A 22,883-nucleotide genomic window follows, 5' to 3' on the forward strand; every position below is an offset into this window, starting at 1 on the left:
GTCACCCCCTGTAAGGGTAGGGGAATGCGGCCGCGTTCTCACGTGCCCATTTCGCGAAGTTCAGCGGCGGCCTGCCGAGCACGCGTTCCACGGTGTCGAAAACGACGTGTTCGCGCCCGGCGGACGCCTCCTTGAGCGCGAAGAAACCGTCGACGGCTTCGGCGGGCCAGCCGTACGCGCGCATCATCCGCGCACGAGCCGCGCTACGCGGTTCTTCGACGTATTCGATCGGGCGACCGACAGCTTCGGAAAGGAGCGCGACCTGTTCCCGGGTGGTGAGGGCTTCGCCGCCGGTGAGTTCGTAGGTCGCGCCTTCGTGGTCCGACGTCGTGAGGGCGAGGGTCGCGACCGCGGCGATGTCCCGGACGTGCACCAGCGCGGACGCCGGATCGCCTTCGGGTACGTACACGGCGTTCTCCTCGCGGATGGAGCCGCGCCAGGCGAACCGGTTGTCCATGAAGGCGCCGGGCCGCAGGATCGTCCAGGACGGCCCGGCTTCGCGGATCGCTTGCTCGGCTTCGGCGTGGGCGCGCGTGATCGGGTCCGTCTGTCCGAAGTGGACACCGGTGGTGGACAGCTTGACGAGGTGGGTGGCCCCGGCCTCGGCGGCCGCCCGGGCGACCGCCGCTTCCCGGTCGGCGCTGTGCCCCTGGGTCAGCACGAACACGCGGTCCGAACCGTCGAGCAGCGCGGGCAGGTCCGCGGTGTCCAGGTCGCCCTGGACGACTTCGGCGCGCGGGTCGATCCGGGCCTTCGCCGGGTCGCGGGTCAGGGCGCGGACGGCGGCGCCGGCGTCGAGGAGGGCGGGGACGAGGGCGCGGCCGACCTTGCCGGTGGCGCCGAGTACGAAGATCATCGTGGTTCTCCTAGCGGTGGAGCGGGACGTGGGGGAGCGCGAACGCCGTGACGAGGGCGAGCGCGAGGACGGGCAGCAGGGCGAGGAAAACGCCGTGCGCGCCCGCGGTGTAGGCGAAGCCGAGCGCGACCGGCCCGAGCGCGGAGCCGAGCGAGCGGGCGAGGTTGACCGCGGCGGCGACCGCGCCGCGATCGCCCGGTGGCGCGGTGTTCTGCGTGGCCAGCGCCAGCACCTGGAGGTTGAGGCCGGCCGCGAGGCCGAAGACGACCAGACAGGCCAAGATTTCCGCGAGCCCGTGCAACGTCGTGAGGCCGAGCACCGCGAGCAGGCCGAGCGCCATGCTGAGCCGCGGCGCCCACCGGTAGGCGCCGGTGCGGGCGATGACCTTGCTCGCGACGACGGAGGAAAGCGCGACGGCGATGGTCATCGGGACCAGCCGCAGCCCGCCTTCCCCGGGGCCGGCGTCGGCCTGCAGGTAACCGGCGATGTAGTTGACCGAGCCGAGGAACGAGAACCCGGCGAGCACACTGAGCAGCACGGACACGGTGAAGGTCCGGTCGCGGAAGAGCCTGAGCGGGAGCACGGGCGCTTCGGCCCGGCGTTCGACCACCACGAACGCGAGGGCCGCGACCGTCCCGAGCCCGGCCGACCACGGCGTGAGCAGGGTGAACCCGGTGATCGCGACGCCGAGGAGGACGACGCCCGCGAAGTCGAACGGCGCGTCTTTCCGCCGTCGCGGTAGGTCGAGGGTCGTGAGGAAGGCGACGGCGAGCAGCCCGAGCGGCAGGTTGACGAGGAAGATCGACCGCCACCCGGCGAGCCCGGTCAGGAAACCGCCCGCGACCGGCCCGGCGAGGGAGGCGACGGCGAAGCAGACCGAGAACCACCCGAAGTACTTCGCGCCTTCGCGGGGCGAGAAGAGCTCGCCGAGCGAAGCGCCGACGGAGACGAAGAGGCCGCCGGAACCGGCACCCTGCAGCACCCGCCCGGCGATGAGCCACGCGGCCGACGGCGCCAGGCCGCAGGCGAGCGAACCGAGCAGGAAGAGGGCGAGCGCGCCCAGGAGCACGCGTTTGCGGCCGTGGACGTCCCCGAGCTTCCCGTACAGGGGAGCGGTGACGCTGCCGGCGAGCAGGTAGGCGGTGGTGACCCAGGCGTAGGCGCCGGTCCCGCCGAATTCGGCGGAGATCCGGGGAAGCGCGGTGGCGACGGCCTGGGCGTCGAGCATCGCGAGGAAAACGGACAGGAACAGGCCCACGAGAGCCGTTTTTCGAGCGCGCTGAGGCGCGATGGTGCTCAAGACAAAGTCCTTGTTTCGTCAGAAGGGACGAGAGGTGCGGACGCGCGAAAAAACGCGTCCCGTCGAGTCGGGAAAAGGCTCCATCGTCACCCGCTGGGCGGGTGCGACCTCTTCGCGCTCGGAAACCACCTCGAATCGTCCCGCTCGCCCGGCCGAACCCGGGCGGCGTCCTCACGGAGGAACACTGACGGGATGACTCTAGACAACTACATGTCGGAAGACAAGGAGTTTTCGATCCAGTACCGGCGGACCCGGTGATCCGGCGACGCTTCGAGTACCCCGCCGTTGCGCTCGATGGTTCTCGCCGAGGCGACGTTGTCCGCCGCGCAGACCAGCAGGACGCGGGACATGCCCAGGGTGCGCGCTTCGCCCAGGATCCGGCCCAGCGCCCAGCTCGCCAGCCCGCGTCCCCGCGCGGACGGCCGGATGCCGTAGCCGACGTGGCCGAACTGCCGGACGAACTCACCGAAGCCGTGCCGCAGGGCGATCCCGCCGAGCACCCGCTCGCCTTCGACGATCCAGCGGTAGGTGCAGGCCTCGGTGTTCAGCCGCGCCAGCCAGGCCGCGAAGCCCGCGGCGGTGCCGACCCGGTCCGCCGCCTGGAGGCCGAAGCCGTCCTCGTGCGCACCCGGGCCCCACTCAGCGTGCGCGTCCCGCCAGGCGGCGTGCCACCGGACGTCGGGCGGGATCAGCTCGGGCAAGCGCTCAGCGCAGCCGCGTCACCGTGTCGCTGTCCCGGCGCCGCTCGCCCAGCTCGTCCGGGAACACCCACTTCTTGAAGCCCCAGAACCGGAAGAACATCGCGAGCAGCATGCCGATGATCGACCCGCTCGCGAAGTCCGCGACCTCCTGCACCAGCCGCGTCACGTGCGGCATCTCCAGGTGGAGCACGTACCTCGACACGTACAGCGGGATCAGGTTCACCACGACCGCGATGCCGCTGATCACGAAGAACAGCGCCGCTTCGTGGTGGCGTTCGCGGCCGCCGCGGGTGCGGAAGGACCACTCGCGGTTGAGGATGTACGACACGATCGTCGCCACGATGATCGCGATCGCCTTCGCCGTGGTCGGTTTCGGCTCCAGCACCGTCAGCTTGAGGACGTACCAGACCCCGTTGTCGACCAGGAACGTCGTGCCGCCCACGATCGCGAACTTCAGCAGCTCCCGGTGCTTGATCAGCACCGAACGCAGTGGTTCCGGCGTGCGCTTGAGCACGGTTTCCACAACGGTCACACCACGCAGTCTAGGAGCACATCGCGGTGACCTGTGGTTCAGGCGGCTTTCCGGTCCTGAATGTCCGGATCCTCCAGGACTGCCGCGACCCGCCCGGACTCGTCCGGGAACACCCACTTCTTGAACGCCCACCAGCGGAACGCCGTCCCCAGCAGCGTCCCGATGACGATGCCGCTGACGAAGTCGGCCACCTCGACGCCGAACGGCGACAGCCGCGGCGCCTGCAGGTCCAGCACGTACCGCGAGAACCACTGCGGCAGCGCGTTCAGGCCCAGCGCGATGCCGCTGAACAGGAAGAACAACGCCGCTTCGTGCGCCCGCTCGCGGCCGCCGCGGGTGCGGAACGACCATTCGCGGTTGGCGACGTAGGAAAAGATCGTCGCGACCAGGACGCCCAGGATCAGCGCCGTCACCGGGTGGGTCCGCAGCACGGTGAACTTCAGGCCGTAGTTGACGGACATCGTGATCACGAAGCTGATCCCGCCGACAACGGCGAAGCGGAGGAGCTCGCGATGCTTTTTCAGCAGCTCGCGCACCGCGCGGACGCTACCCCGTGAGCCAGCCGAAAGCCTTTTCGGGGGTGACGGTCGGCTGCTTCGGGCCCGGGTTCGTGCCCGGCCGCGGCGGCGCGCTGGACGTGGTCGTCGACGCCGGGGGCTCGGCCGACGGCTCGGTCTCGGTCGTCGTCGGCGGGGTCGAGGAAGGCTTCGACGGAGCCGGCTTCGACGGCTTCGTCGGGGTGGTCGACGACGACGGCGGTGTGGTCGTCGGCAGCGGGTCCTCGCCGCACCAGTGGTGCCAGCAGCCGAAGTCGACCGTCACCGGCCGCGCGGACGCCTTGCCGAGCTGCGCCGTGATCGTCACGCGCCCGTCGTCGGGGCGGCCCTTCAGCCGCACCCACAGGTTGACGTGCTGCCCGGGCGCCAGCGCGCTCTTCGTCGTGCAGGTCGCGCCGTCGCCGGACGGCTCGCAGGGGAAGCCGCGCAGGCTCCACCACTGCCAGAGCGGGTGGTCGAAGGTGACCGTGACCGGCTTGGTCGTCTCGCCGGTGTTGCGGACGCGCACGTAGACCAGCGGGTTGCGGGTCCACGGGAACGCCGACAGCCCGTCGCCCTGCGCTTCCAGGACCACCGCGTCCGGCGGCTGCTTCACGGTGACCTCGACGCTCACCCGGACGTTGACCTGCACGCCCGCGGTGACCGTCCCGGTGACCGTGCCGCCCTTGGCGTCGTCGTCGGCCCGCAGGTGGAAGTTCAGGGTGGCGCTCTGGCCGGGCTGCAGGCCGCTGCCGGTCTTGCAGACGACCGTGCCGTCACCGCCCGGGCAGTTCACCGAGATCGGCGCGCTGCCGCCCTGCGCGAACGCCATCGGCGCGCCACCGCCCGCCGCGTCGACCGCGTGCACGCCCGGCGGCAGCTTCAGCGCGACGGCCACCGGCTCGGACACGCTGCCGCCGTCGTTGCGGACGGTGATCGGCAGGTTCGTCGCGGAGCCCGGGCTCAGCTCGACGCCGTCCGGCGGGGTCGTCGCCGACATCGACGGCGGGGCCGGCGCGGGCGGCGCCGGGGGTGCCGGCGGCGCGGGTGCGGGCGGCTGGACGGGCGGCTGCGCGGGTTCCACCGGAGGCGCCTCGGGCGGGGCCGGGGGCTGCGGCGGCTGCGGTGCGGGCGGCTGAACCGGCTGGGGCTGGGGCTTCGGCGCGGGCGGCTGGACGGGCTGGACGACCGGGGGCGGCACGGCGGCCGCGACCGGGATCTCCTGGGCCCCGCCGCCGGCGGTGAGCGCGACGACGACGGCCGCGACGACCGCCGCGCCCGAGGCGGCCACCCCGGCGAACTGGCGGGGTCCGGCCGCGGCGGCGCCCGCGGCCGCACCGGCCTTGCCCCCGGCGGCCGCACCCGCGGCGGCGGCCGCACCGGCTGCCGCCGCCGTGGCCGCGCTCGCCTTCGCGGCGCCGATGGTGGCGAGGTAGCCGAGGGCCGCGCCGCCCAGGACGATCGGGGCGATGATCGCGCGCAACCCGCCGTTGACGTCGGCGAGCTCGGCGGCCAGCGCCCGGCAGTTCTCGCACTCGTCGAGGTGGTTCTCGACCTGGTTGCGTTCGCGCTTGGACAGCCCGTCGCGCGTCCAGGCACCCAGCCGGTCGGCGCAGGCGCGGCAGCGTTCCTCGGCGTTCTCCTGCAGGTGGACCTGGAGGTAGGCCTGCCGGAGGCCTTCGCGGGCGCGGTAGGCGAGCGCGGAGACGCCGTTCGCGGTCAGCCCGAGCAGCGGCGCGACCTCGGCCGGGCTCTGCTGCTCGATCTCGGTGTGCCAGAGCACCGCCTGCCAGCGTTCGGGCAGCCGGGCGAACGCCTTCGCGGCCATCGTCCGCTCGAGGCCGGCGACGGCGGTGTCGGAGAACGGGACGGTCAGCGCCTCGGCAGCGGCCCCGCCGACGTCGGACATGTCCTCGTTGAGGTCGACCCGGCGTTCCTTGCGCGTGCGGTCGTACGCCGTGTGACGGAGCGCGGTCAGCAGGTACGCCCGGAAGGCGGTGTCCGGGCCCTTGCCGCCACGCAGCGTGTCCAGCACCTTGGCGAACGCCTCGGACACGAGGTCGTCCGCTTCGGAGCTCGAGCGGGCCAGCTGACGGGCCAGGTTGTGGGCCGCGCCGGTGTGCCGTTCGTAGAGGGCGCCGTAGGAGGCGATCTTCCCCGAGCGGACCTCGGCGATCAGCTCGGCGTCACTCTTTCCGCTGAGATCGGCGGGAACGGTGGACACGGCACTCCTCGGTCGGCTAGGGCCAGGACCTGCCATTACAGGCCGGTCCGGGGCGCGAGACAAGTGTGACTGACCCACCCCGGGCCGTCACGCGGTGGTCGGGGTGTTGACTCCGACGGCGCAGCAAAATCACCCACCCCCGGGTCTCGGCGTGGAAAAGCTTCTTAACAAAACTCGCCAGTACGCGTCACGGGGTCCGGCGAGGCACGTCCTCACCGTGAAGCACCGATCAAGATCCACACGCACCGGACGAAAGGGATGGGGGGCCAGTGGACGTTCCGGCTACGCGCTCCGGCCCCGATGACGTCCCGCCCCAGGCCCAGTCCGAGCGCGATCGCTCCCTGCGCGCGTTGCGCGCCCGCTGGCGCACGGCGAGCCTGGCCGCGGGCTGGCGGTTCCCCAGCGACTGGGCCCTGCCCGAGGTCGACGCCGTCTGCGCGGCCGTGATGGCCAAGGGGCGCGCCGAAGCCGCCGAAACCGCGCTGGCCGGGCTGGCCAGGGCGCGGGCGGCGGCCGGTGCGGGACTCGCGGAAACCCTCGCCGACCTCGCCGCGCTGCACGCCGTCCTCGACCACGCCGGCGACGGCTTCGTCTCGCCGGACGTCGACGCCACGCCGTCGCGGCTGCTCCGGACCACCGCGCTGGCCTGGGCCGACGTCGCCACCGACCAGCTCGTGCACACCGAGGTCACCGACCCGCTGACCGGCCTGCCCTCGGCCGCGTACCTGCGCACCCGGCTCTACGAGGTCTACCAAGCGGCCGCCGCGCGCGAGCGGCCCGCGGCCGAGGAGCACGTGCTCCTGGTCGTCTCGCTGGACCTCAGCACCGTCGCCGGGTTCCCGCGGCTGACCGGGATGATCCTGGTCGCGGACGCGCTGCGGGCGGTGTTCGACAGCGGGCAGAGCGTCGCTTCGCTCGGGCCGTCCGTCGTCGCCGCGCTGGTCCCGAAGGACGACCGGGTCGGTTCGCACGGCGTCGCGCTGCGGAGGGCGCTGAACGAGCGCCTGTCGGTGGACGCGCAGCTGGCCGACGCGGGGCAGCCCCGCGTGTCCGCGGTGCGGCTGCCCGCCACCCACGAGCTCGCGTGCGACCTGCTGGCGCAGCTCGCGCGAGCGTAGAACGCCCGAAAAGTCCGCTTCCGCCCGGACCTCGCTGACCTGGACCGGGCCGGTCATGATTTCCTGGTGCGGTGACCAGGACCGTACCCACCGACGTCGACGGCGAAGTCGCGGCCAGCTCCCACCACCGGCTGGCCCTGCGGAAGTCACTCGCCCGCCTGTCCGTCCGCCCTCGGTCGATCCTGATCCTGTCGGTGATCCCGCTGGTCGCGATCGGGTACGGCATCTACGGCTGGCAGCACGACTGGGTGCTCGGCGTGGACAGCGCGGTGTACCGGGCGGGCGCTTTGACGCTGCTGCACGGCGACTCGCTCTACGACGCGAACACCCTGCCCAACGAACCGTGGTGGGCGCTGCTGCCGTTCACCTACCCGCCGACGGCGGCGCTGATCTTCGTCCCGCTCGCGGCCTTCCCGACGCAGATTTCGTGGGGGCTGATCACCGCCGTCTCGCTGGGCGCGATGGCGCTGTCGATCCGGATCGCGATCGGCGCCCTGCCCCGCCCGTCCGCCGACGGGCCGCGCTGGTGGGCCTCGCCGGCCCGCTCGACCATCGTGTTCTTCCTGGTCTTCCTCGGGCTCGAGCCGGTGTGGCGGACGATCTTCCTCGGCCAGATCAACCTGATCCTGATGGCCATGATCCTGCTCGACATGCTGGTCATCGGCGCCCGCGGCAGCCGGTGGGGCGGCGTGCTCGTCGGGGTCGCGGCGGCGATCAAGCTCACGCCGCTGGTGTTCCTCGGGCACCTGTTCGTCACCGGCCGCCGGATGGACGCGATCCGCGGCTTCGCGACGTTCCTGCTGCTGCAGGGCCTGATGTTCCTGATCAACTCGCACGACGCGGCCAAGTACTGGACCGTGACGCTGCCCGACACCGGCCGGATCGGGCCGGTGCACTGGGCGGGCAACCAGTCGCTGAACGCGCTGATGAACCGGGCCACCGACCTCGCGCCGTGGGCGTCGAAGGCCGCGATGGGCATCGGCTTCCTGCTCGCGATCCCGGCGCTGTGGCTGCTCATGCGGTTCCACCGCAAGGGGCAGGCGCTGGCCGCGCTGCTCGTCACGGCGTTCTGGACGCTGCTGATCTCGCCGATCTCGTGGACCCACCACTGGGTGTGGGTCATCCCGCTGATCGTGCTGCTGGTCTCGCGGCTGCCGAAGACCACCCCGAAGACGGCGTGGAAGCGCTGGGTCGGGACGTTCCTCGCGGCGTTCGTGTTCGTCAGCTGCGTGCTGCTGATCCTGCCGAACGGGCGCAACGTCGAACTGCACTGGACGGTCTGGCAGAACATCCTGGGGGACGCCTACATCCTGATGCCGGTGGTGCTGGCCGTGGCGCTCATCCTGCGCTGGGGCCTGCAGCGGCGGGCGCGGAAGAAGGCGGCCGCGCGTGTCGACGTCGAAGCCGGCGTCTGAGGCGCGCACCGGCCGGGTGCTCGCGGGGGTCCTCGCGCTCGCTGTCCTGGCGCTGGGGGTCGTCGGCTGGCTGGCCGGGTGGCACCTGGGCGCGGACAGCGCCGTGTACCGCGCGGGTGCGCTGACGCTGCTGCACGGCGACCCGCTCTACACGCGGGACGTGCTGACCGCGCTGCCTGACTGGGTGCGGCTGCCGTTCACCTACACGCCGGCCGCCGCGCCGCTGTTCCTGCCGCTCGCGCTGGTGCCGTCGGGCCTGGTGTGGGGCGTGATCGCGGTTTTGTCGGTGGTCGGTCTTATGGTCGTGATCACGGTGGTTTCGTCGTCGCCGGGGCACGCACCGCTTCTGGGAAGAAGCCGGTGGGCGCTGCCGGCGGGAACGGCCATCGCGCTGGCGCTGGAACCGGTGTGGAAGACGCTGTTCCTGGGCCAGATCAACTTGATACTGATGGCGTTCGTGGTGCTGGACGTCCTGGTGCTCTCGGTGCGCGGGTCGCGCTGGGCGGGCGTGCTGATCGGCGTGGCGGCGGCGATCAAGCTGACCCCGCTGATCTTCGTGCCGCACCTGTTCTTCACGGGCCGGTGGAAGGACGGGCTGCGGGCGGTGGGCACGTTCGTGGCGCTCGAAGCGGTGATGTTCGCGGTCATCCCGGTCGATGCGGCGCGGTTCTGGCGGGATTCGGCGACCGACCCGAGCCGGGTCGGGTCGGTGCACTGGATCTTCAACCAGTCGCTCAACGGGCTGGTGAACCGGGCTTCGGCGCTGGCCCCGTGGTCGCTGGCGGTGGCGGTCGGCGTGGCGGCGGTGCTGGCCGTGCCCGCGGTGTGGCTGGTGGTGCGGCTGCACCGGCGTGGCGAGGACGCGGCCGCGTTGCTCGTGACGGCGTTCTACGGGCTGCTGCTGTCGCCGGTGTCGTGGTCGCACCACTGGGTCTGGTGCGTGCCGTTGCTCACGCTGCTCGTGGTGAAGGCCCGCTGGTGGGCCGCGGCGGCGGTCGCGGTGCTGTTCGCCTCGCAGATCGTGATGCTGGTGCCCAACGGCGGCGACCGGGAGTTCGGCTGGGGCCTGGGCTGGTCACTCCTCGGCAACGTCTACGTGCTCGCGGCGGCGGCGGGGATCCTCGGGCTGGCGGTGCGTGAGCTACGCCTGGTCCGGCGGTCGGCCGGCCTGGTGACCGTTTGACAATCCGGCCGAAAGCAGGCGGACACTGACCGGAGCTGGCAGCTCACCGCACTTGTTCCGGCGTGGCTGCCGGTCGGATTGTCAAAAATCGGCGCAGTAGTCTGAGCGGGCTATGGACAAACACACCGGTCTGCCCGTCGTGGGCATGGTGGGCGGCGGGCAGCTGGCCCGGATGACCCACCAGGCGGCGATCTCCCTCGGCCAGTCCCTGCGCGTGCTCGCCGCGGGGGAGAACGAAGCCGCGGGTCTCGTCGCGGGCGACGTCTCGCTGGGCCACCACACCGACCTCGAGGCGCTGCGGAAGTTCGCGGCCTCGGTCGACGTGCTCACCTTCGACCACGAGCACGTGCCGGGCGAGCACCTGCTGACGCTGGCGATGGAGGGCTACGTCATCCGGCCGGCGCCCACGGCGCTGGGCTTCGCGCAGAACAAGCTGGTGATGCGCGAGATGATGGCGGGCCTCGGCGTGCCGGGCCCGGCCTTCGCCGAGGTGTCCACAGTGGACGACGTCGTGGCGTTCGGCGACGACCACGGCTGGCCGGTGGTGCTCAAGGCGTCGACCGGCGGGTACGACGGCCGCGGCGTCTGGATGCTGGATACCGCGCAGCACGCCCGCGAGACCGTGCCGGAGCTGCTCGAAGCGGGCACGGCGCTGCTGGTCGAGGAGAAGGTGGCGATGCGGCGGGAGCTGTCCGCGCTCGTCGCCCGCTCGCCCTTCGGCCAGGGCGCGGCGTACCCGGTGGTCGAGACCGTCCAGGAGGGCGGCATCAACACCGAGGTGCTGGCCCCGGCGCCGGGGCTCGACGACTCGCGGGTGCACGAGGCCCAGGACCTGGCGCTGCGGATCGCCGCGACGCTGGACGTCACCGGCCTGCTCGCGGTCGAGCTGTTCGAGACCGACACCGGGCTGCTGGTGAACGAGCTGGCGATGCGTCCGCACAACTCGGGCCACTGGACCATGGACGGCTCGCGCACGTCGCAGTTCGAGCAGCACCTGCGCGCGGTCCTGGACTACCCGCTGGGCCGCACGGACCTGGTCGCGCCGGCGTGCGTGATGGCGAACGTGCTGGGCGCCGCGGTGCTGCCCGAGATGGGGCCGGACGAGCGGCTGCACCACCTGTTCGCGCGGTACCCGGAGGTGCGCGTGCACCTGTACGGCAAGCAGGAGCGCCCGGGGCGCAAGCTCGGGCACGTCAACTTCACCGGCGAGCGCATGGAAGACCTGCGCAACCGCGCGTTGCTGTCGGCGCACTGGCTGTCCCACGCCGTCTGGCTCGACGGCTACGAGATCCACTGACGGGAGTGACGGGTATGGCGCCGCAGGTGGGCGTGATCATGGGCAGCGACTCGGACTGGCCGACCCTGGAGGCGGCCGGCGCGGCGCTGGACGAGTTCGGCGTCGAGTACGAGGTCGGCGTCTACTCGGCGCACCGCACCCCGCAGCGCATGCTGGACTACGCGACATCGGCGGTGGCCCGCGGCATCCGCGTGATCATCGCGGGCGCCGGCGGCGCGGCCCACCTCCCGGGCATGGTCGCCTCGGCAACGGTCCTCCCGGTGATCGGCGTCCCGGTCCCGCTGAAGTACCTGGACGGCCTGGACTCCCTCCTGTCGATCGTCCAGATGCCGGCAGGCGTCCCGGTGGCCACGGTCTCGGTGGGCGGCGCCCGCAACGCAGGCCTCCTGGCCGTCCGCATCCTGGCGGCGTCCGACGAAGCCCTGCGCTCGAAGATGGCGAAGTTCCAGCAGGACCTGGAGAAGCTGGTCCTGGACAAGGACGCGGCGCTGCGGGCCAAGACCGGTCACTGAGGCCGCGGCTAGCGCAAGTTCTCCTCGAAGAAGGGGAGCAGCGTTTCGTCGATGTGGGCGTTCTCGCTCAGCCGCGCCACGACTGGGCGGCCGCTCTGCGTGGTGCCGATGAGCTTGCCGCCGGTGCCGTTCTTGATCTGGACGTGCCCGATGGAGATCAGGAACTGCACGAACTTCTTGGCCAGCTTGACGTTGCGCTCGGAGGCGCCGCGCTGCTCCAGGCCGAGGCGCTGATGCCAGGCGCCGTCCAGCAGGACGCGGCAGATCTTCTCGCAGATGTCGAAGTTCTGGTCCAGGCAGTACATGAAGTACGGGTTGACGGGGTCGGTGATCGCACCTCGCCGCTTCAAGTAGCCCCGTAGCCTGGTCGCGTCGAGCACGTGCAGGTCCTTGCCGACCTTCAACAGTGCCGTCGAGTCCTTCGTGAGGTTGGTGAAGTTCGCTCCGGTGCACACCAGCCCGGTGATCTCGGTGTCCAGCATCAGGAGGTTGGAGAAGTCCGCGCCGGTCACGTCGGCGTTCGTCAGCACGCATGCGTCGATCGCGGAGTCCGAGAAGTTCGAACCGGTCAGGTCCGTGCGGGAGAAGTCGGTGTCGGTCATGATGCTGCTCGACGCGTTCAGCCCGCGCAGGGTGACGTTGTCTTCCGAACTGAAGTTGATGCCGCTGAGCGTGCAGTTCGAGAGGTCGAGGCTGTCGCCGACGAGGTCGGTCAGGCTCTCGGGGACGCTGCGGTTCTTGCGCTCGTTGTGCCGCTTCGCGCCCCAAAGCAGGATGAGCATCTGGTCGATGCCCTTGTGCATCTTCCGCGACGGCCAGAGGGCGGACAGCTGCGTGTAGGCCTCTTGCAGCTTGTCCTGCGGCATCGAGTTGACGAAGGTGATCATGGTGTCCGTCACCGGGACGGACCGCGGCTCCGGCCGACCGTCGACGAGACAGTCGATGAGGTAGCCGGCCAGCAGGTACTCACGCAGGGAGTTGTGGGAAAACTGCCACTGCGCGGTGACCTTGTCGGTGCTCCTAGTGAGGGTGGTGGAGGACCGGAGGTCGTCGAAGAGGGAGTCTTCCGCGTCGGTGACGCCTTCGACCCGCTTCTTGGTCATCTTCGATTCGAAGACCGTCCTGATGACCTCGCGGAAACTGGACTCGTTGACGCTCTTCTGCTGGCTCGTGGACGTGTACAGGGCGAGCTTCTGGAGGAAGAGCAGCCGTTCCGTCGGGAACAGGGTCGACGTCCGGGCCCAGTCGCGGAGCATGAGCTTGTGGACGATCAGGTTGTAGATGTCCCACTCGGACATCTTCTGCTCGGGGTCTCCGGCGTCGTCCTTCTTCAGTTCTTCGACGACGTCGAGGAGGTAGGTGATGATCACCGGCTTGCCCGACAGCGAGACGTTCCGGTCCTCTTCGTTGCGGAAGACCTTCGACAGCAACCCGGTGACGACGCTCGCGCCTTCGGGGTCGTCCTTCAGACGCCGGCGCACCAGCTCGATGGTCTGCTCGTACGTCAGGTCGCGCAGGCTGCGTTCCACGCGGTTGAGGACGAACCGCTCCAGCAGCGAATCGACCTCGCGTTCCTGCTCGACGACGGCGCGGTCCAGGACGTTGATCTGGCGGTGCGAGCCCAGCTTCTGGTACAGGACTTCGAACACCCGCAGCTCTTCGGCTTCGGTGAAGTAGTTGGGGCGACTCGTCAAAATCCCCTTCGCCCCGTTGCTGGCCAGGTCGGCGAGCGCCTCCAGGCAGGCGCGCCGCTCGCGCACGTTCAGGTACTGGGCCATTTCGTCGTAGCCGTCCAGCAGCAGGACGACGCGGCCGTTGGAGATCATGCTCTCGACGAAGGAGACCGGGAGGTGGGCCAGCTCGTTCCGGTCGAGGAAGTGGTGCAGCAGCCCGCGGGAGTCGAACTGCTTGGCGAAGTCACGCAGTTCGATCCGGAACGGCAGGCGCGGGCTGTCGCCCTTCTGGTACAGCTCCGCCCACCGCTTCTGCAGCACCTCGGTCAGCGCGGTCTTGCCGGTGCCGTACTCGCCGACGATGATCAGCCAGGACCGGTCCTTGTCCTCGTCGTGCAGCCAGTCGGTGAGGTGTTTCGTCGCCCACTGGTTGCCGTACTTGTCGTCGAAGTTCGGCTCTTCGTAGACCTCGTCCAGCGCCTGCAGGGTCTTCGCCTGACGCGAATCGCCGAGGATGTAGGACAGGTACGGTTGGACTCGTTCGAAGTTCGCGAACAGTTCGTTGTAGGTGAAGGTGAGGATCCCCTCGGCGCCGGCGCTTTCCTTGACACCCGCCGTGAACCCCGCCGGGGAAATTATCATTCGTTGCGCGCCCAGTTGGGTGCGGAAACGCGTCAACTTGGCGAGTAGCTCTTCGTACTTCGCGCTGTCCACCTGCTGGACCGTGGCCTCGATGTAGACGTTCTGCTCGCTGAAGCCGGAGAGCTGGGTCGCGACGAGATCGACCGCGGCCCCGTCGAACTCGACGGGGCCGGCGACGTCGTAGCCGTTGGTCTCGAACAGCCAGCGCACTGCTTCGGGCAGAGTGATCGCCGTGAACGTCTGCTCCATGCAATTCCCCCGGCCGCCGTCGTTCTCGCCATGATAGGCAGTTCGCCCCGGCGACGGAAGCGCTTCGCGGTCCGCCCGGGTTTTGTTACACCGCCCGCGGTCTGATGCGTATTCGATATTGGTCAGTTACCTGACAGCTGCTCCCGCAGTTCGCGCTTCAGCACCTTCCCCGCCGCGGACACCGGGATCTGCTCGACCACGTGCACCTCCCGCAACCGCTTGTACGGCAGCACCTTCTCGTTGACCGCGGCCATCAGCTCGTCCGCGTCCAACGGCCCGTTCGGCACCACGAACGCGACCGGCAGTTCGCCGACCTCGTCGTCCGGGCGGCCGACCACCGCGGCCGCCGCCACGCCGGGCATCGTCACCAGGAGCTCCTCCAGCTCGCGCGGGAAGACGTTGTATCCCTTGTACAGCAGCATGTCCTTCTTGCGGTCCACGATGGACAGGTAGCCGTCGGCGTCGAGGATGCCGATGTCGCCCGTGTGGAGCCAGCCGTCGACCAGTGCGTCCGCCGTTTCCTCCGGGCGGTTGCGGTAGCCCCGCATGATCTGCGGGCCGCGGAGGCAGACCTCGCCCTTTTCGCCCGCCGGGAGGGGGTCTTCGCCGCCTTCGGCCGGGACGATCTTGACCTGCGTGTCGAAGATCGGGACGCCCACCGAGCCGACCTTGCGGGTGCCCGACTGGTACGTCGGGGAGATCACCGCGCCCATCGTCGCTTCGGTGAGGCCGTAGCCCTCGCTGACGACGACGCCCGGGAAGCGCTCGCGCAGTGCGTTGATCATCGCGTGGTTCATCGGCGCCGCGCCCGAGCCGATCGAGCGGACCGACGACAGGTCGGCCGTGTGGAACGACGGCGTCGCGAGCAGCGCGGCGAACAGCGCCGGGGCGCCGCCGATGCCCGTGATGCGCAGGCGTTCGGCGTCGGCGACGTAGGCCGCCGGGTCGAAGCGGGTGTGCAGCACGATCTTGGTGCCCGCGATCACCGCCGCGTTCAGGCCGCCGATGATGCCCATCGCGTGGAACCACGGCGTCAGGTTGATCGCGACGCCGGTGCCCAGGCGCGTCACCCACTCTTCCTCGCTGCCGATCTGGTCGAGCGTGATGTCGCCCCGCTCGTCGAGCGCCGGCACCGAGCCGGAGCCCCAGCAGGCGTGCTGGAGGGTGTTGACCACGACGTTGCGGTGCGTCAGCCGCACGCCCTTCGACCGGCCGGTGGTACCGCCGGTGTAGGCGAGGTGGGCGAGGTCTTCGTGGACGTCGGTGTCCACGTCGGGCCGCGTCTCCGGCTGCCCGGCCTGGAACGCTTCGAACTCGACGGCGCCCTCGGCCAGGTCGCCGGCCGGGGCGACGACGACCGTGAGGCGCGCCGGGATCCGGTCGGCCACGGCGGCCAGCGCGCCCGCGACCGGGCCGAACGTCACCACGGCCGCGGCCTCGCAGTCGGCGAGCTGGAACGCGAGGTCGGCCGGCGGGAGCAGCGGGTTCGCCGGGCTGAAGGTGGCCCCGGCCAGCAGCGTGCCGTAGTAGGCGACCGGGAAGGCGAGGCAGTTCGGCAGGTGCAGCGCCACGACGTCGCCGCGGCCGATGCCGCGGTCACCGAGCGCGTGCGCGAACCGGCAGGCCGCGCGGTAGGTCTCGGTGAAGGTCAGGCTTCGGCCGTCGTGCTCGAAGGCGGTCCGGCCGCCCCAGCGGGCGGCACCCGCGGCGAGGATCGAACCGACGGGGACTTCGGGGTAGTCGAGGGAGGCGGGCAAACCGGGCGGCGTCGTCGGCGCGGTGAGCGGCATCACTCGACCATACGAATTCTGCGGTCAACGACACAAGGACGAGGGCGCCACCTGCTGTGAACGAGCGCTAACATCGACAGAACTCTTCCGACGTTGCAGAGAAGGTGACCCGAAGTGACCGACGGCCTGTACCAGCTTGCCGAGGAGCACGAGGAGCTGCGGGCCGCGGTCCGGGCTCTGGCCGAGAAGGAGATCGCGCCCTACGCGGCCGAGGTCGACGAGAACGAGCGCTACCCGATCGAGGCGTACAACGCGCTGGTCAAGTCGGGCTTCAACGCCGTCCACATCGGCGAGGAGTACGACGGCCAGGGCGCGGACGCCGTCGGCGCCTGCATCGTGATCGAAGAGGTCGCCCGGGTCGACGCGTCGGCGTCGCTGATCCCGGCCGTGAACAAGCTCGGCACGCAGCCGATCATCCTGTCCGGCTCGGAGAGCGTGAAGAAGCTGGTGCTGCCCTCGATCGCGTCGGGCGAGGCTTCGGCGTCGTACGCGCTTTCGGAGCGCGAAGCGGGCTCGGACACCGCGTCGATGCGCACGCGCGCCCGGCTCGACGGCGACCACTGGGTGCTCAACGGCACCAAGTGCTGGATCACCAACGCGGGCGAGTCGTCTTGGTACACGGTGATGGCGGTGACCGACCCGGACGCGGAGAAGAAGGCCAACGGCATCTCGGCGTTCGTCGTGCACAAGGACGACCCGGGCTTCTCGGTGGGCCCGAAGGAGAAGAAGCTCGGCATCAAGGGCTCCCCGACGCGCGAGATCTACTTCGAGAACTGCACGATCCCCGAGGACCGCATCATCGGCGAGCCGGGCACCGGCCTGAAGACGGCCCTGCGCACCCTCGACCACACCCGCCCGACGATCGGCGCCCAGGCTTTGGGCATCGCCCAGGGCGCCCTCGACGCGGCCGTGGCGTACGTGAAGGACCGCCGCCAGTTCGGCAAGGCGATCGCGGAGTTCCAGGGCGTCCAGTTCATGCTGGCCGACATGGGCACCAAGATCGAAGCGGCCCGCCACCTGGTCTACGCCTCGGCAGCGGCCTCGGAGCGCGGCGACAAGCGCGCGGGCTTCATGGCCTCGGCGGCGAAGATGTACGCGTCGGACATCGCGATGGAGGTGACGACGGACGCGGTCCAGCTGTTCGGCGGCGCCGGCTACACCCGCGACTTCCCGGTGGAGCGCATGATGCGCGACGCGAAGATCACGCAGATCTACGAAGGCACGAACCAGATCCAGAAGGTCGTCATGGCCCGGGCCCTGCTCAAGGGCTGACCCCGCTCGGTGACGAGCCGTGACGGCGCTGGCCGACCAGTGCCGTCACGGCCTCACGCCGCTTCGGGTGGTGCGGCATCAGGGCTGCCCGGGGCCGGCGGATTCGTGGTCGCCCGCCAGGCTCGGTAGCGGCTTCGCACGATGCTCTCCGCTTCGGCCCAGCTGTTCGCGCGCAGCGCGGGTGGCGGATCCATGTGGACGTTGGTCGAGTTGGTGAAAGCGATGACCGATCTACCGCCGTTCTCCAGGTCGCGGATGTGCATCTCGGTGTCGTCCACGTAGATGTGGGCGTTGATGTGCCCCTTCTCCCGCATGAAGCAAAGGTCCCAGTAGGGAATGGCGTGCTTGTCGAGCCATTCGGCTGTCTGGGTCACCGCGGTCTTGTGAAAGTGGTAGATGTACAGGCGATGAGTGATGATCCTGATGCGGATCCCCTCGGTGCTCAACCGCCGGAGTGACTGGACGCAGCCGGGGATCGGCTCCAGGTCGCGGAACAGGTTTCGCTCGCTGACCGCGTACCGGTGGATGCGTTCGTACTCCCGCTTGTCCGGGACTCCCCAGTTGCCCAGTCCGTAGTCGGGCTCCGGCGTCAGTTCGTCGAGGGGTACACCGCGCCAGAAGGCCACGATTTCGCGCATCTTCCCGTAGAAGTCGGCGCACACCCCGTCGAGGTCCACGCCGAAGACATATTCCTCGTTCATCCCTGCCTCCGGTTGGGCTGACTGGTTCCATTGAGTGATCGCGGGGGTCACTCTTTGTCGCTCTGCCGGGGGAGGATGCAACGCGGGCTTGATCGTCGTTTCTCTTCCGTGTCCGCTTCGCAACACGTGGCTCCTACCAGCCCGAACGCCGAAAGAAAATCACTCACCAGGGGGAGTGTCCGGACAAGTTACTCGCGCGTTAAACCTGCGGTGACGCGGATCACCATCGGTTCACAGAGAGGTGAAGCGGATGGGCGCAACGACGCGCAGGTGGCTCACGGCGGCCGCTGCCACGGTGGCGGTGCTGGTGCTGGGGGCGGGGACCGGCCGGGCTGCCGAACGGGAACCCACCGGGCCCGTGCAGCCGAACATCCTCACGGCCGCGGTCTACTCGCTGGGGGCGCCCACCATCGCGCCGCCCGGGGCGAACGACTGGAACTGCAAGCCCTCCGCGCAGCACCCCAATCCCGTGCTGCTCTCCAACGGGACCACCGCCAACGCCTACGAGAACTGGGCCAACCTCTCGCAGAAGCTCGCCAACGCCGGGTACTGCGTCTTCGCCGGGAACTTCGGTGGGGCGCCCGGGGCCTTCCTGCAGACCGTCGGGCCCGTCGCCGACACCACGAAAGCGCTTGCGGCCTTCGGCGACAAGGTCCTCCGAGCCACCGGTGCGAAGAAGCTCGACGTCGTCGGGCACTCGCAGGGCGGGATGAACGTCCGGTATTGGATCAAGTACCTCGGCGGCGCGGACAAGATCAGCCGGCTGGTCGGGCTGTCGCCGTCCAACCACGGGACCGACCTCTTCGGGCTGCTCAGCACGCTCGAGCTGATCCCTGGGGTGCCCGCCGCGCTCGGGACCGTCTGCCAGGCGTGCAACGAACAGGCCGTCGGGTCGGACTTCCTCGCCGACCTGAACGCCGGGGGCGAGACCGTCGACGGCATCCAGTACACCGTCATCCAGACCCGGTACGACGACGTCGTCACGCCGTACACGAGCGCGTTCCTGCCCGCGAAACCGAACGTCAAGAACATCCTGCTGCAGAACGTCTGCGGGCTCGACTTCACCGACCACCTCGGCATCACCTACGACCCCGTCGCCCAGGGGCTGGTGCTCAACGCGCTCGACCCCGCGCACGCCAAGACGCCGCCCTGCGTGCCGGTGCCACCCGTGATCAGCTGAGTTTCGCCACATGAGACATAACCCACCGCCGGGGCGGATTTCCGCTCCGGCGGTGTCACCCTCGAAGCATGTACTGGCCGGTTCCGGCGTCCTGGACGCCCCACGACGAAGCCGAGCTGGTCGCCGGCTGGCGGCTGTGGCTCGAGCTGTCCGACCGTGCCTGGCCGACGGCCGCCTGGGACGGGACGCCGGCCGGGGCCGTTCGTCAGCTGCGGGAGCTGCTCGCCGCGTGCGACGAGATCGAAACCGCTTACCGCGCGGACGCCGATGAGCCGTCGGACGGCTTCCTCCGGTTGACGCAGGGGCTCGCCGTCACCGCCGGTTCGGTGATCTCGCTCTGGTTCGACGACGTCGACCAGCTCGACGGGGAACGCGCCGCACTGCTGCACGACGACCTCGCCCGGTTCGCCGAACAGGCCGAGCAGGTCCTGACGCTGCTCGCCGTCAACGGCGGCTGGACGGGGCTCGACGAGGTCCGGCGCCGCCCCGCTTAGGCGAGCGTCGGGTCGGCTCCGCCGCCGGGGACGAAGAGGAACTGCGTGCCGCCGAGCATTTCGTCGATCGGGCGGTCCAGCTCCAGCTTCGGCTCGTCGGTCAGCGAACAGCCCAGCGTGAGCCGCGTGTCGACGTGCTCGCGGCGTTCGACGCGGTGGCGCGTCCGTTCGCCGTCGAGCGACCAGGTGCCGTCCAGGACCATGCCGAGCCGGAGCGCGAGGCGGCTCGCGGCGCCGTCCCAGGTGAAGCGGTGGACGACGAACTCCGTGCTCCAGCTCGACCAGTACTGCCAGCCCGTCCCGTCGGCGCGGAAGCCGAGTTCGGTGTACTCGGTCGAGCCGGGGTGCACTTCCGACTCCGACCAGTAGCCGATCAGTCGCGCGTCCATACCGGGATCCTCCCATCGCCGCACGGAATTCCGCCGCATAGCCCAGCGCAAGCCGGTCCGGACTGGGTACCCCAGAAGTCATGAACCGGACAGAGGCCACCGCCGACAGAGGCGAGAAGAGCGACACCGCGCAACTGCTCGGGCGCATCGGCATGGCGTGCTACGGCGTCGTGCACCTCGTCATCGCCTACCTCGCCTTGCAGGTCGCCTTCGGCGACAGCGAGCAGGCCGACCAGAAGGGTGCACTGCAGCAGATCGGTTCCACGGCGTTCGGCCAGATCCTGCTCTGGATCGTCGCCGTCGGCCTGATCCTGTTCGGCCTGTGGCAGTTTCTGATGGCCGCCACCGGCTACGAATGGGTCAGCGGCGGCAAGCGGACGCGCAAGCGGATCGGGGCCGCGGCGCGCGGCGTCGTCGTGATCGCGCTCGGCTTCACCGCCATCCGCATCGCCACCGGCAGCGGGGGCGGCGGCTCGAGCAACCAGAGCCAGCAGGAGTTCACCGCCAAGCTGCTCCAGCTGCCGGCCGGGCCGGCGCTGGTGGTCATCGCCGCGGCCTGCGTGCTGGGTGTCGCGATCGCCGCCGGCGTGAAAGGCGCCAAGAAGAAGTTCCTCGAAGACCTGAACACGAACGAGCTGCCCGGGAAGACCAAGCGCTGGATCGGCGGGGTCGGCACCACGGGCTACCTCGCCAAGGGCGTCGTCCTCGCGATCGTCGCGATCCTCCTCGCCATCGCCGGGTTCAACGCCGACCCGGGCAAGGCCGGCGGGCTGGACGCCGCGCTCAAGACGCTCGTCGCCCAGCCCTTCGGCCCGGTGCTGCTGGTCGTGGTGGCCCTCGGCTTGGCCGCGTTCGGCGCGTACTGCTTCGGCGCGGCCTGGGCCCACAAGCGCTAACGCCGGGCCACCTGCGCCAGGTATTCCTTGCGGTCCAAGGGGTTGTCGCCGGTCCGGGGACGGACCGGCGGCGGCCCCGGGTACGGCCGGTACTCGTGGAACTCGGCGAGGAAGACGCCTTCGCCCTGGCTGAGCGCCGGCAGCGCCTGCTCGAACTCGTGGACGTGCGCCGCCGGGATGGTGCCCCGCAGCGTGCAGGAACCGGGCCCGGTGACGGGTTCGCCGGGGAGCGCGCGCAGCTCGGCCAGCTTGAGCAGCACCGCGCTGACGGCGGTCACCGGCACTTCCAGCTCGAAGCGGTGCACCGGCTCGTGCACCCGGGTGCCGGCCTCCTTCAGCGCCGCCATCAGCACCAGCGGCGTCATCTTCCGGAAGTCGCCCGCGGCGCTGAGCGGGCTGAAGAACGCCGTGTGCGTCAGCGTGACGGCGACGTCCAGCACCTCCCAGCCGTAGAGCCCCTGTTCGAGCGTGTGGTGGACGGTCTCCTCGATCGCCTTGTGGAACGCCAGGGGCAGCGACCCCAGCTCCACCGACAGGCCGAACGTGACGCCGGGACCGGGCTCGACCCGCAGCCCGACCGTCGCGAAGAAGTACAGGCGCTGCTCCGGATCCAGCTCTTCGAGGGCCTCGCCGCGGGCGACCGGCTTCTCGACGTACAGCGTCCGCGTCCGCTCGAAGGTGACGTCGATGCCGGCGCCGTCCGCCAGCATCGAGCGCAGCACCTCCTTCTGCACTTCGCCGTAGAGCCGCACCGAAACGTCGTGGCCGTACCGGCGGACGTCGATCAGCGGGTCCTCTTCGGACAGCCGGGTCAGCGCCGTGAACAGGGCCGCGGCCTGCTCGGGCCGGACCGGCCGGACGACGGTCTCCAGGCTCGGCGGCGCGAACACGCCGTCACTCGCGGTGCCCGGGGTGCCGAGCCGGTCGCCGATCCGGACCTCGCGCAGCCCGCGCACCCGGGCGACGTCCCCGGCGAGCGCCACGTCGTCGCCGGCGACTTCGACCGCGGAGACCCGGCCGGTGAGCTCGGTTCCGCCGCGGTAGAAAGAAATTCGCTGCCGCGCGCCCAGGGAACCCGAGTGCAGCCGGGCGTAGGCGATCTTCTCCCCGGCCCGGCCGCGGTCGATCTTGAACACGGTCGCGGCGAGCGGCCCGTCGCCGGTGCGCTCGGTCGTGGGGAGCAGTTCGGCCATCGCCGTCACCAGGTCCGCGACGCCGTCACCGGTGATCGCCGAGCCGGCCAGCACCGGGTGCAGCGTGGCCGCGCCGACTTGCCGGGCCAGCTCGGCGCGGCAGGCGGCGGCGTCGGCCCGGTCGTCCACATAGGACTCCAGGAACGTGTCGTCGCCGTCGGCCAGCAGTTCGCCCAGCTCGTCGGGGGAGGTGGCGGCGTTCAGCGCGAACGCCCGCGGCGCCAGCTTCGCGCGGATGTCGGCGAGCTGGTCGCGCGCGCCCACCCGGTCGACCTTGTTGACGAAGACGAGCGTCGGGATGGCCAGGCGGCGCAGCGTGCGCATCAGCACGCGGGTCTGGGCCTGGACGCCCTCGACGGCCGACACCACCAGGACGGCGCCGTCGAGCACCCGCAGGGCCCGCTCGACCTCGGCGATGAAGTCGGAGTGGCCCGGGGTGTCGATCAGCGTGATCCGGGTGCCGCCGGTCACGAAGGAGGCCACCGCCGAGCGGATGGTGATACCGCGGCGGCGTTCGAGCTCCAGGGTGTCGGTCTGGGTGTCGCCGCGGTCGACGCTGCCGAGGTGGTCGATGACGCCCGCTTCGAAGAGCAGGCGCTCGGTCAGGCTGGTCTTACCGGCGTCGACGTGGGCCAGGATGCCGATGTTCAGGGTTTTCACGGTCGTGGGGGATCCTTTGTGATGCGGGTGACAGGCCGGGCGGATCGGTCTGTCGGCGCATCGGGGTCTC

Annotated in this window: 20 protein-coding genes; 9 read left to right on the top strand and 11 right to left on the bottom strand. The window is 70.4% G+C overall.

Annotation, left to right across the window (positions count from 1 at the left end):
* Position 1: 1 nt before the first annotated feature.
* The 6 genes from ACLJQM_RS04005 to ACLJQM_RS04030 all read right to left on the bottom strand — a co-directional run bounded on the left by ACLJQM_RS04005 (position 2) and on the right by ACLJQM_RS04030 (position 6,149).
* Positions 2-856 carry an NAD(P)H-binding protein gene (locus ACLJQM_RS04005; RefSeq protein WP_410630173.1) on the bottom strand — a complete coding sequence of 285 codons (855 nt, stop codon included), beginning with the start codon at positions 854-856 and terminating at the stop codon, positions 2-4.
* Between the two features lie 10 nt (positions 857-866).
* Positions 867-2,156 carry an MFS transporter gene (locus tag ACLJQM_RS04010; protein WP_410630174.1) on the bottom strand — a complete coding sequence of 430 codons (1,290 nt, stop codon included), beginning with the start codon at positions 2,154-2,156 and terminating at the stop codon, positions 867-869.
* Positions 2,157-2,362: 206 nt separating this feature from the next.
* Positions 2,363-2,857 (bottom strand): GNAT family N-acetyltransferase, encoded by a 495-nt coding sequence (locus tag ACLJQM_RS04015; protein ID WP_360772573.1) that lies wholly within the window; start codon positions 2,855-2,857, stop codon positions 2,363-2,365.
* Between the two features lie 4 nt (positions 2,858-2,861).
* A complete protein-coding gene (locus tag ACLJQM_RS04020) occupies positions 2,862-3,389 on the bottom strand; it encodes a GtrA family protein (protein ID WP_247014608.1) in 528 nt (175 codons plus the stop codon).
* Positions 3,390-3,427: 38 nt separating this feature from the next.
* Entirely contained in the window at positions 3,428-3,925 is a 498-nt protein-coding gene (locus ACLJQM_RS04025; RefSeq protein ID WP_360772570.1) for a GtrA family protein, read from the bottom strand.
* Between the two features lie 10 nt (positions 3,926-3,935).
* Complete coding sequence (locus ACLJQM_RS04030; protein ID WP_410630175.1) at positions 3,936-6,149, bottom strand: sigma-70 family RNA polymerase sigma factor; 2,214 nt, start codon at positions 6,147-6,149, stop codon at positions 3,936-3,938.
* Between the two features lie 269 nt (positions 6,150-6,418).
* Between ACLJQM_RS04030 and ACLJQM_RS04035 the strand changes: the two genes are divergently transcribed.
* From ACLJQM_RS04035 to purE, 5 genes are all read left to right on the top strand, one after another.
* The gene (locus tag ACLJQM_RS04035; protein WP_410630176.1) at positions 6,419-7,267 is read left to right on the top strand and encodes a GGDEF domain-containing protein; all 849 of its coding nucleotides are present in this window, start codon (positions 6,419-6,421) and stop codon (positions 7,265-7,267) included.
* Between the two features lie 71 nt (positions 7,268-7,338).
* A complete protein-coding gene (locus tag ACLJQM_RS04040) occupies positions 7,339-8,682 on the top strand; it encodes a glycosyltransferase 87 family protein (protein WP_360772562.1) in 1,344 nt (447 codons plus the stop codon).
* Positions 8,657-9,865 (top strand): glycosyltransferase 87 family protein, encoded by a 1,209-nt coding sequence (locus ACLJQM_RS04045; protein WP_247014603.1) that lies wholly within the window; start codon positions 8,657-8,659, stop codon positions 9,863-9,865. The genes ACLJQM_RS04040 and ACLJQM_RS04045 overlap by 26 nt, the downstream gene beginning before the upstream one ends.
* Positions 9,866-9,977: 112 nt before the next feature.
* Complete coding sequence (locus ACLJQM_RS04050) at positions 9,978-11,162, top strand: 5-(carboxyamino)imidazole ribonucleotide synthase (RefSeq protein ID WP_360772558.1); 1,185 nt, start codon at positions 9,978-9,980, stop codon at positions 11,160-11,162.
* A gap of 14 nt (positions 11,163-11,176) precedes the next feature.
* On the top strand, positions 11,177-11,674 hold the full coding sequence (gene purE, locus ACLJQM_RS04055; protein ID WP_410630177.1) for a 5-(carboxyamino)imidazole ribonucleotide mutase: 498 nt from the start codon (positions 11,177-11,179) through the stop codon (positions 11,672-11,674).
* Positions 11,675-11,682: 8 nt separating this feature from the next.
* On the opposite strand, the gene ACLJQM_RS04060 is transcribed toward purE, so the two are convergent.
* Together ACLJQM_RS04060 and ACLJQM_RS04065 are read right to left on the bottom strand one after the other, a co-directional pair.
* Positions 11,683-14,238, bottom strand: a complete 2,556-nt coding sequence (locus ACLJQM_RS04060; RefSeq protein WP_410630178.1) for an NACHT domain-containing protein — start codon at positions 14,236-14,238, stop codon at positions 11,683-11,685.
* A gap of 122 nt (positions 14,239-14,360) precedes the next feature.
* A complete protein-coding gene (locus ACLJQM_RS04065; RefSeq protein WP_410630179.1) occupies positions 14,361-16,028 on the bottom strand; it encodes a class I adenylate-forming enzyme family protein in 1,668 nt (555 codons plus the stop codon).
* Between the two features lie 114 nt (positions 16,029-16,142).
* On the opposite strand from ACLJQM_RS04065, the gene ACLJQM_RS04070 reads away from it, so the two are divergent.
* On the top strand, positions 16,143-17,300 hold the full coding sequence (locus tag ACLJQM_RS04070; protein ID WP_247014598.1) for an acyl-CoA dehydrogenase family protein: 1,158 nt from the start codon (positions 16,143-16,145) through the stop codon (positions 17,298-17,300).
* Between the two features lie 53 nt (positions 17,301-17,353).
* On the opposite strand, the gene ACLJQM_RS04075 is transcribed toward ACLJQM_RS04070, so the two are convergent.
* On the bottom strand, positions 17,354-18,052 hold the full coding sequence (locus ACLJQM_RS04075; protein WP_410630180.1) for a 5' nucleotidase, NT5C type: 699 nt from the start codon (positions 18,050-18,052) through the stop codon (positions 17,354-17,356).
* A 199-nt stretch (positions 18,053-18,251) separates the two neighbouring features.
* Here ACLJQM_RS04075 and ACLJQM_RS04080 point away from each other — a divergent pair, with 199 nt between their 5' ends.
* Positions 18,252-19,181 carry an esterase/lipase family protein gene (locus tag ACLJQM_RS04080; RefSeq protein WP_360772548.1) on the top strand — a complete coding sequence of 310 codons (930 nt, stop codon included), beginning with the start codon at positions 18,252-18,254 and terminating at the stop codon, positions 19,179-19,181.
* Positions 19,182-19,249: 68 nt separating this feature from the next.
* Entirely contained in the window at positions 19,250-19,675 is a 426-nt protein-coding gene (locus ACLJQM_RS04085; protein ID WP_360772545.1) for a hypothetical protein, read from the top strand.
* Here ACLJQM_RS04085 and ACLJQM_RS04090 read toward each other — a convergent pair.
* Complete coding sequence (locus tag ACLJQM_RS04090) at positions 19,672-20,064, bottom strand: hypothetical protein (protein WP_247014595.1); 393 nt, start codon at positions 20,062-20,064, stop codon at positions 19,672-19,674. The genes ACLJQM_RS04085 and ACLJQM_RS04090 overlap by 4 nt on opposite strands.
* 80 nt (positions 20,065-20,144) lie before the next feature.
* Here ACLJQM_RS04090 and ACLJQM_RS04095 point away from each other — a divergent pair, with 80 nt between their 5' ends.
* Positions 20,145-20,960, top strand: coding sequence for a DUF1206 domain-containing protein (locus ACLJQM_RS04095; RefSeq protein ID WP_360772539.1), 816 nt, complete (start codon positions 20,145-20,147; stop codon positions 20,958-20,960).
* On the opposite strand, the gene ACLJQM_RS04100 is transcribed toward ACLJQM_RS04095, so the two are convergent.
* Positions 20,957-22,813, bottom strand: a complete 1,857-nt coding sequence (locus ACLJQM_RS04100; protein WP_410630181.1) for a GTP-binding protein — start codon at positions 22,811-22,813, stop codon at positions 20,957-20,959. The genes ACLJQM_RS04095 and ACLJQM_RS04100 overlap by 4 nt on opposite strands.
* Positions 22,814-22,883 lie beyond the last annotated feature (70 nt).

It is taken from the genome of Amycolatopsis sp. cmx-4-83 (assembly GCF_046548815.1).
GTDB lineage: Bacteria > Actinomycetota > Actinomycetes > Mycobacteriales > Pseudonocardiaceae > Amycolatopsis > Amycolatopsis pretoriensis_A.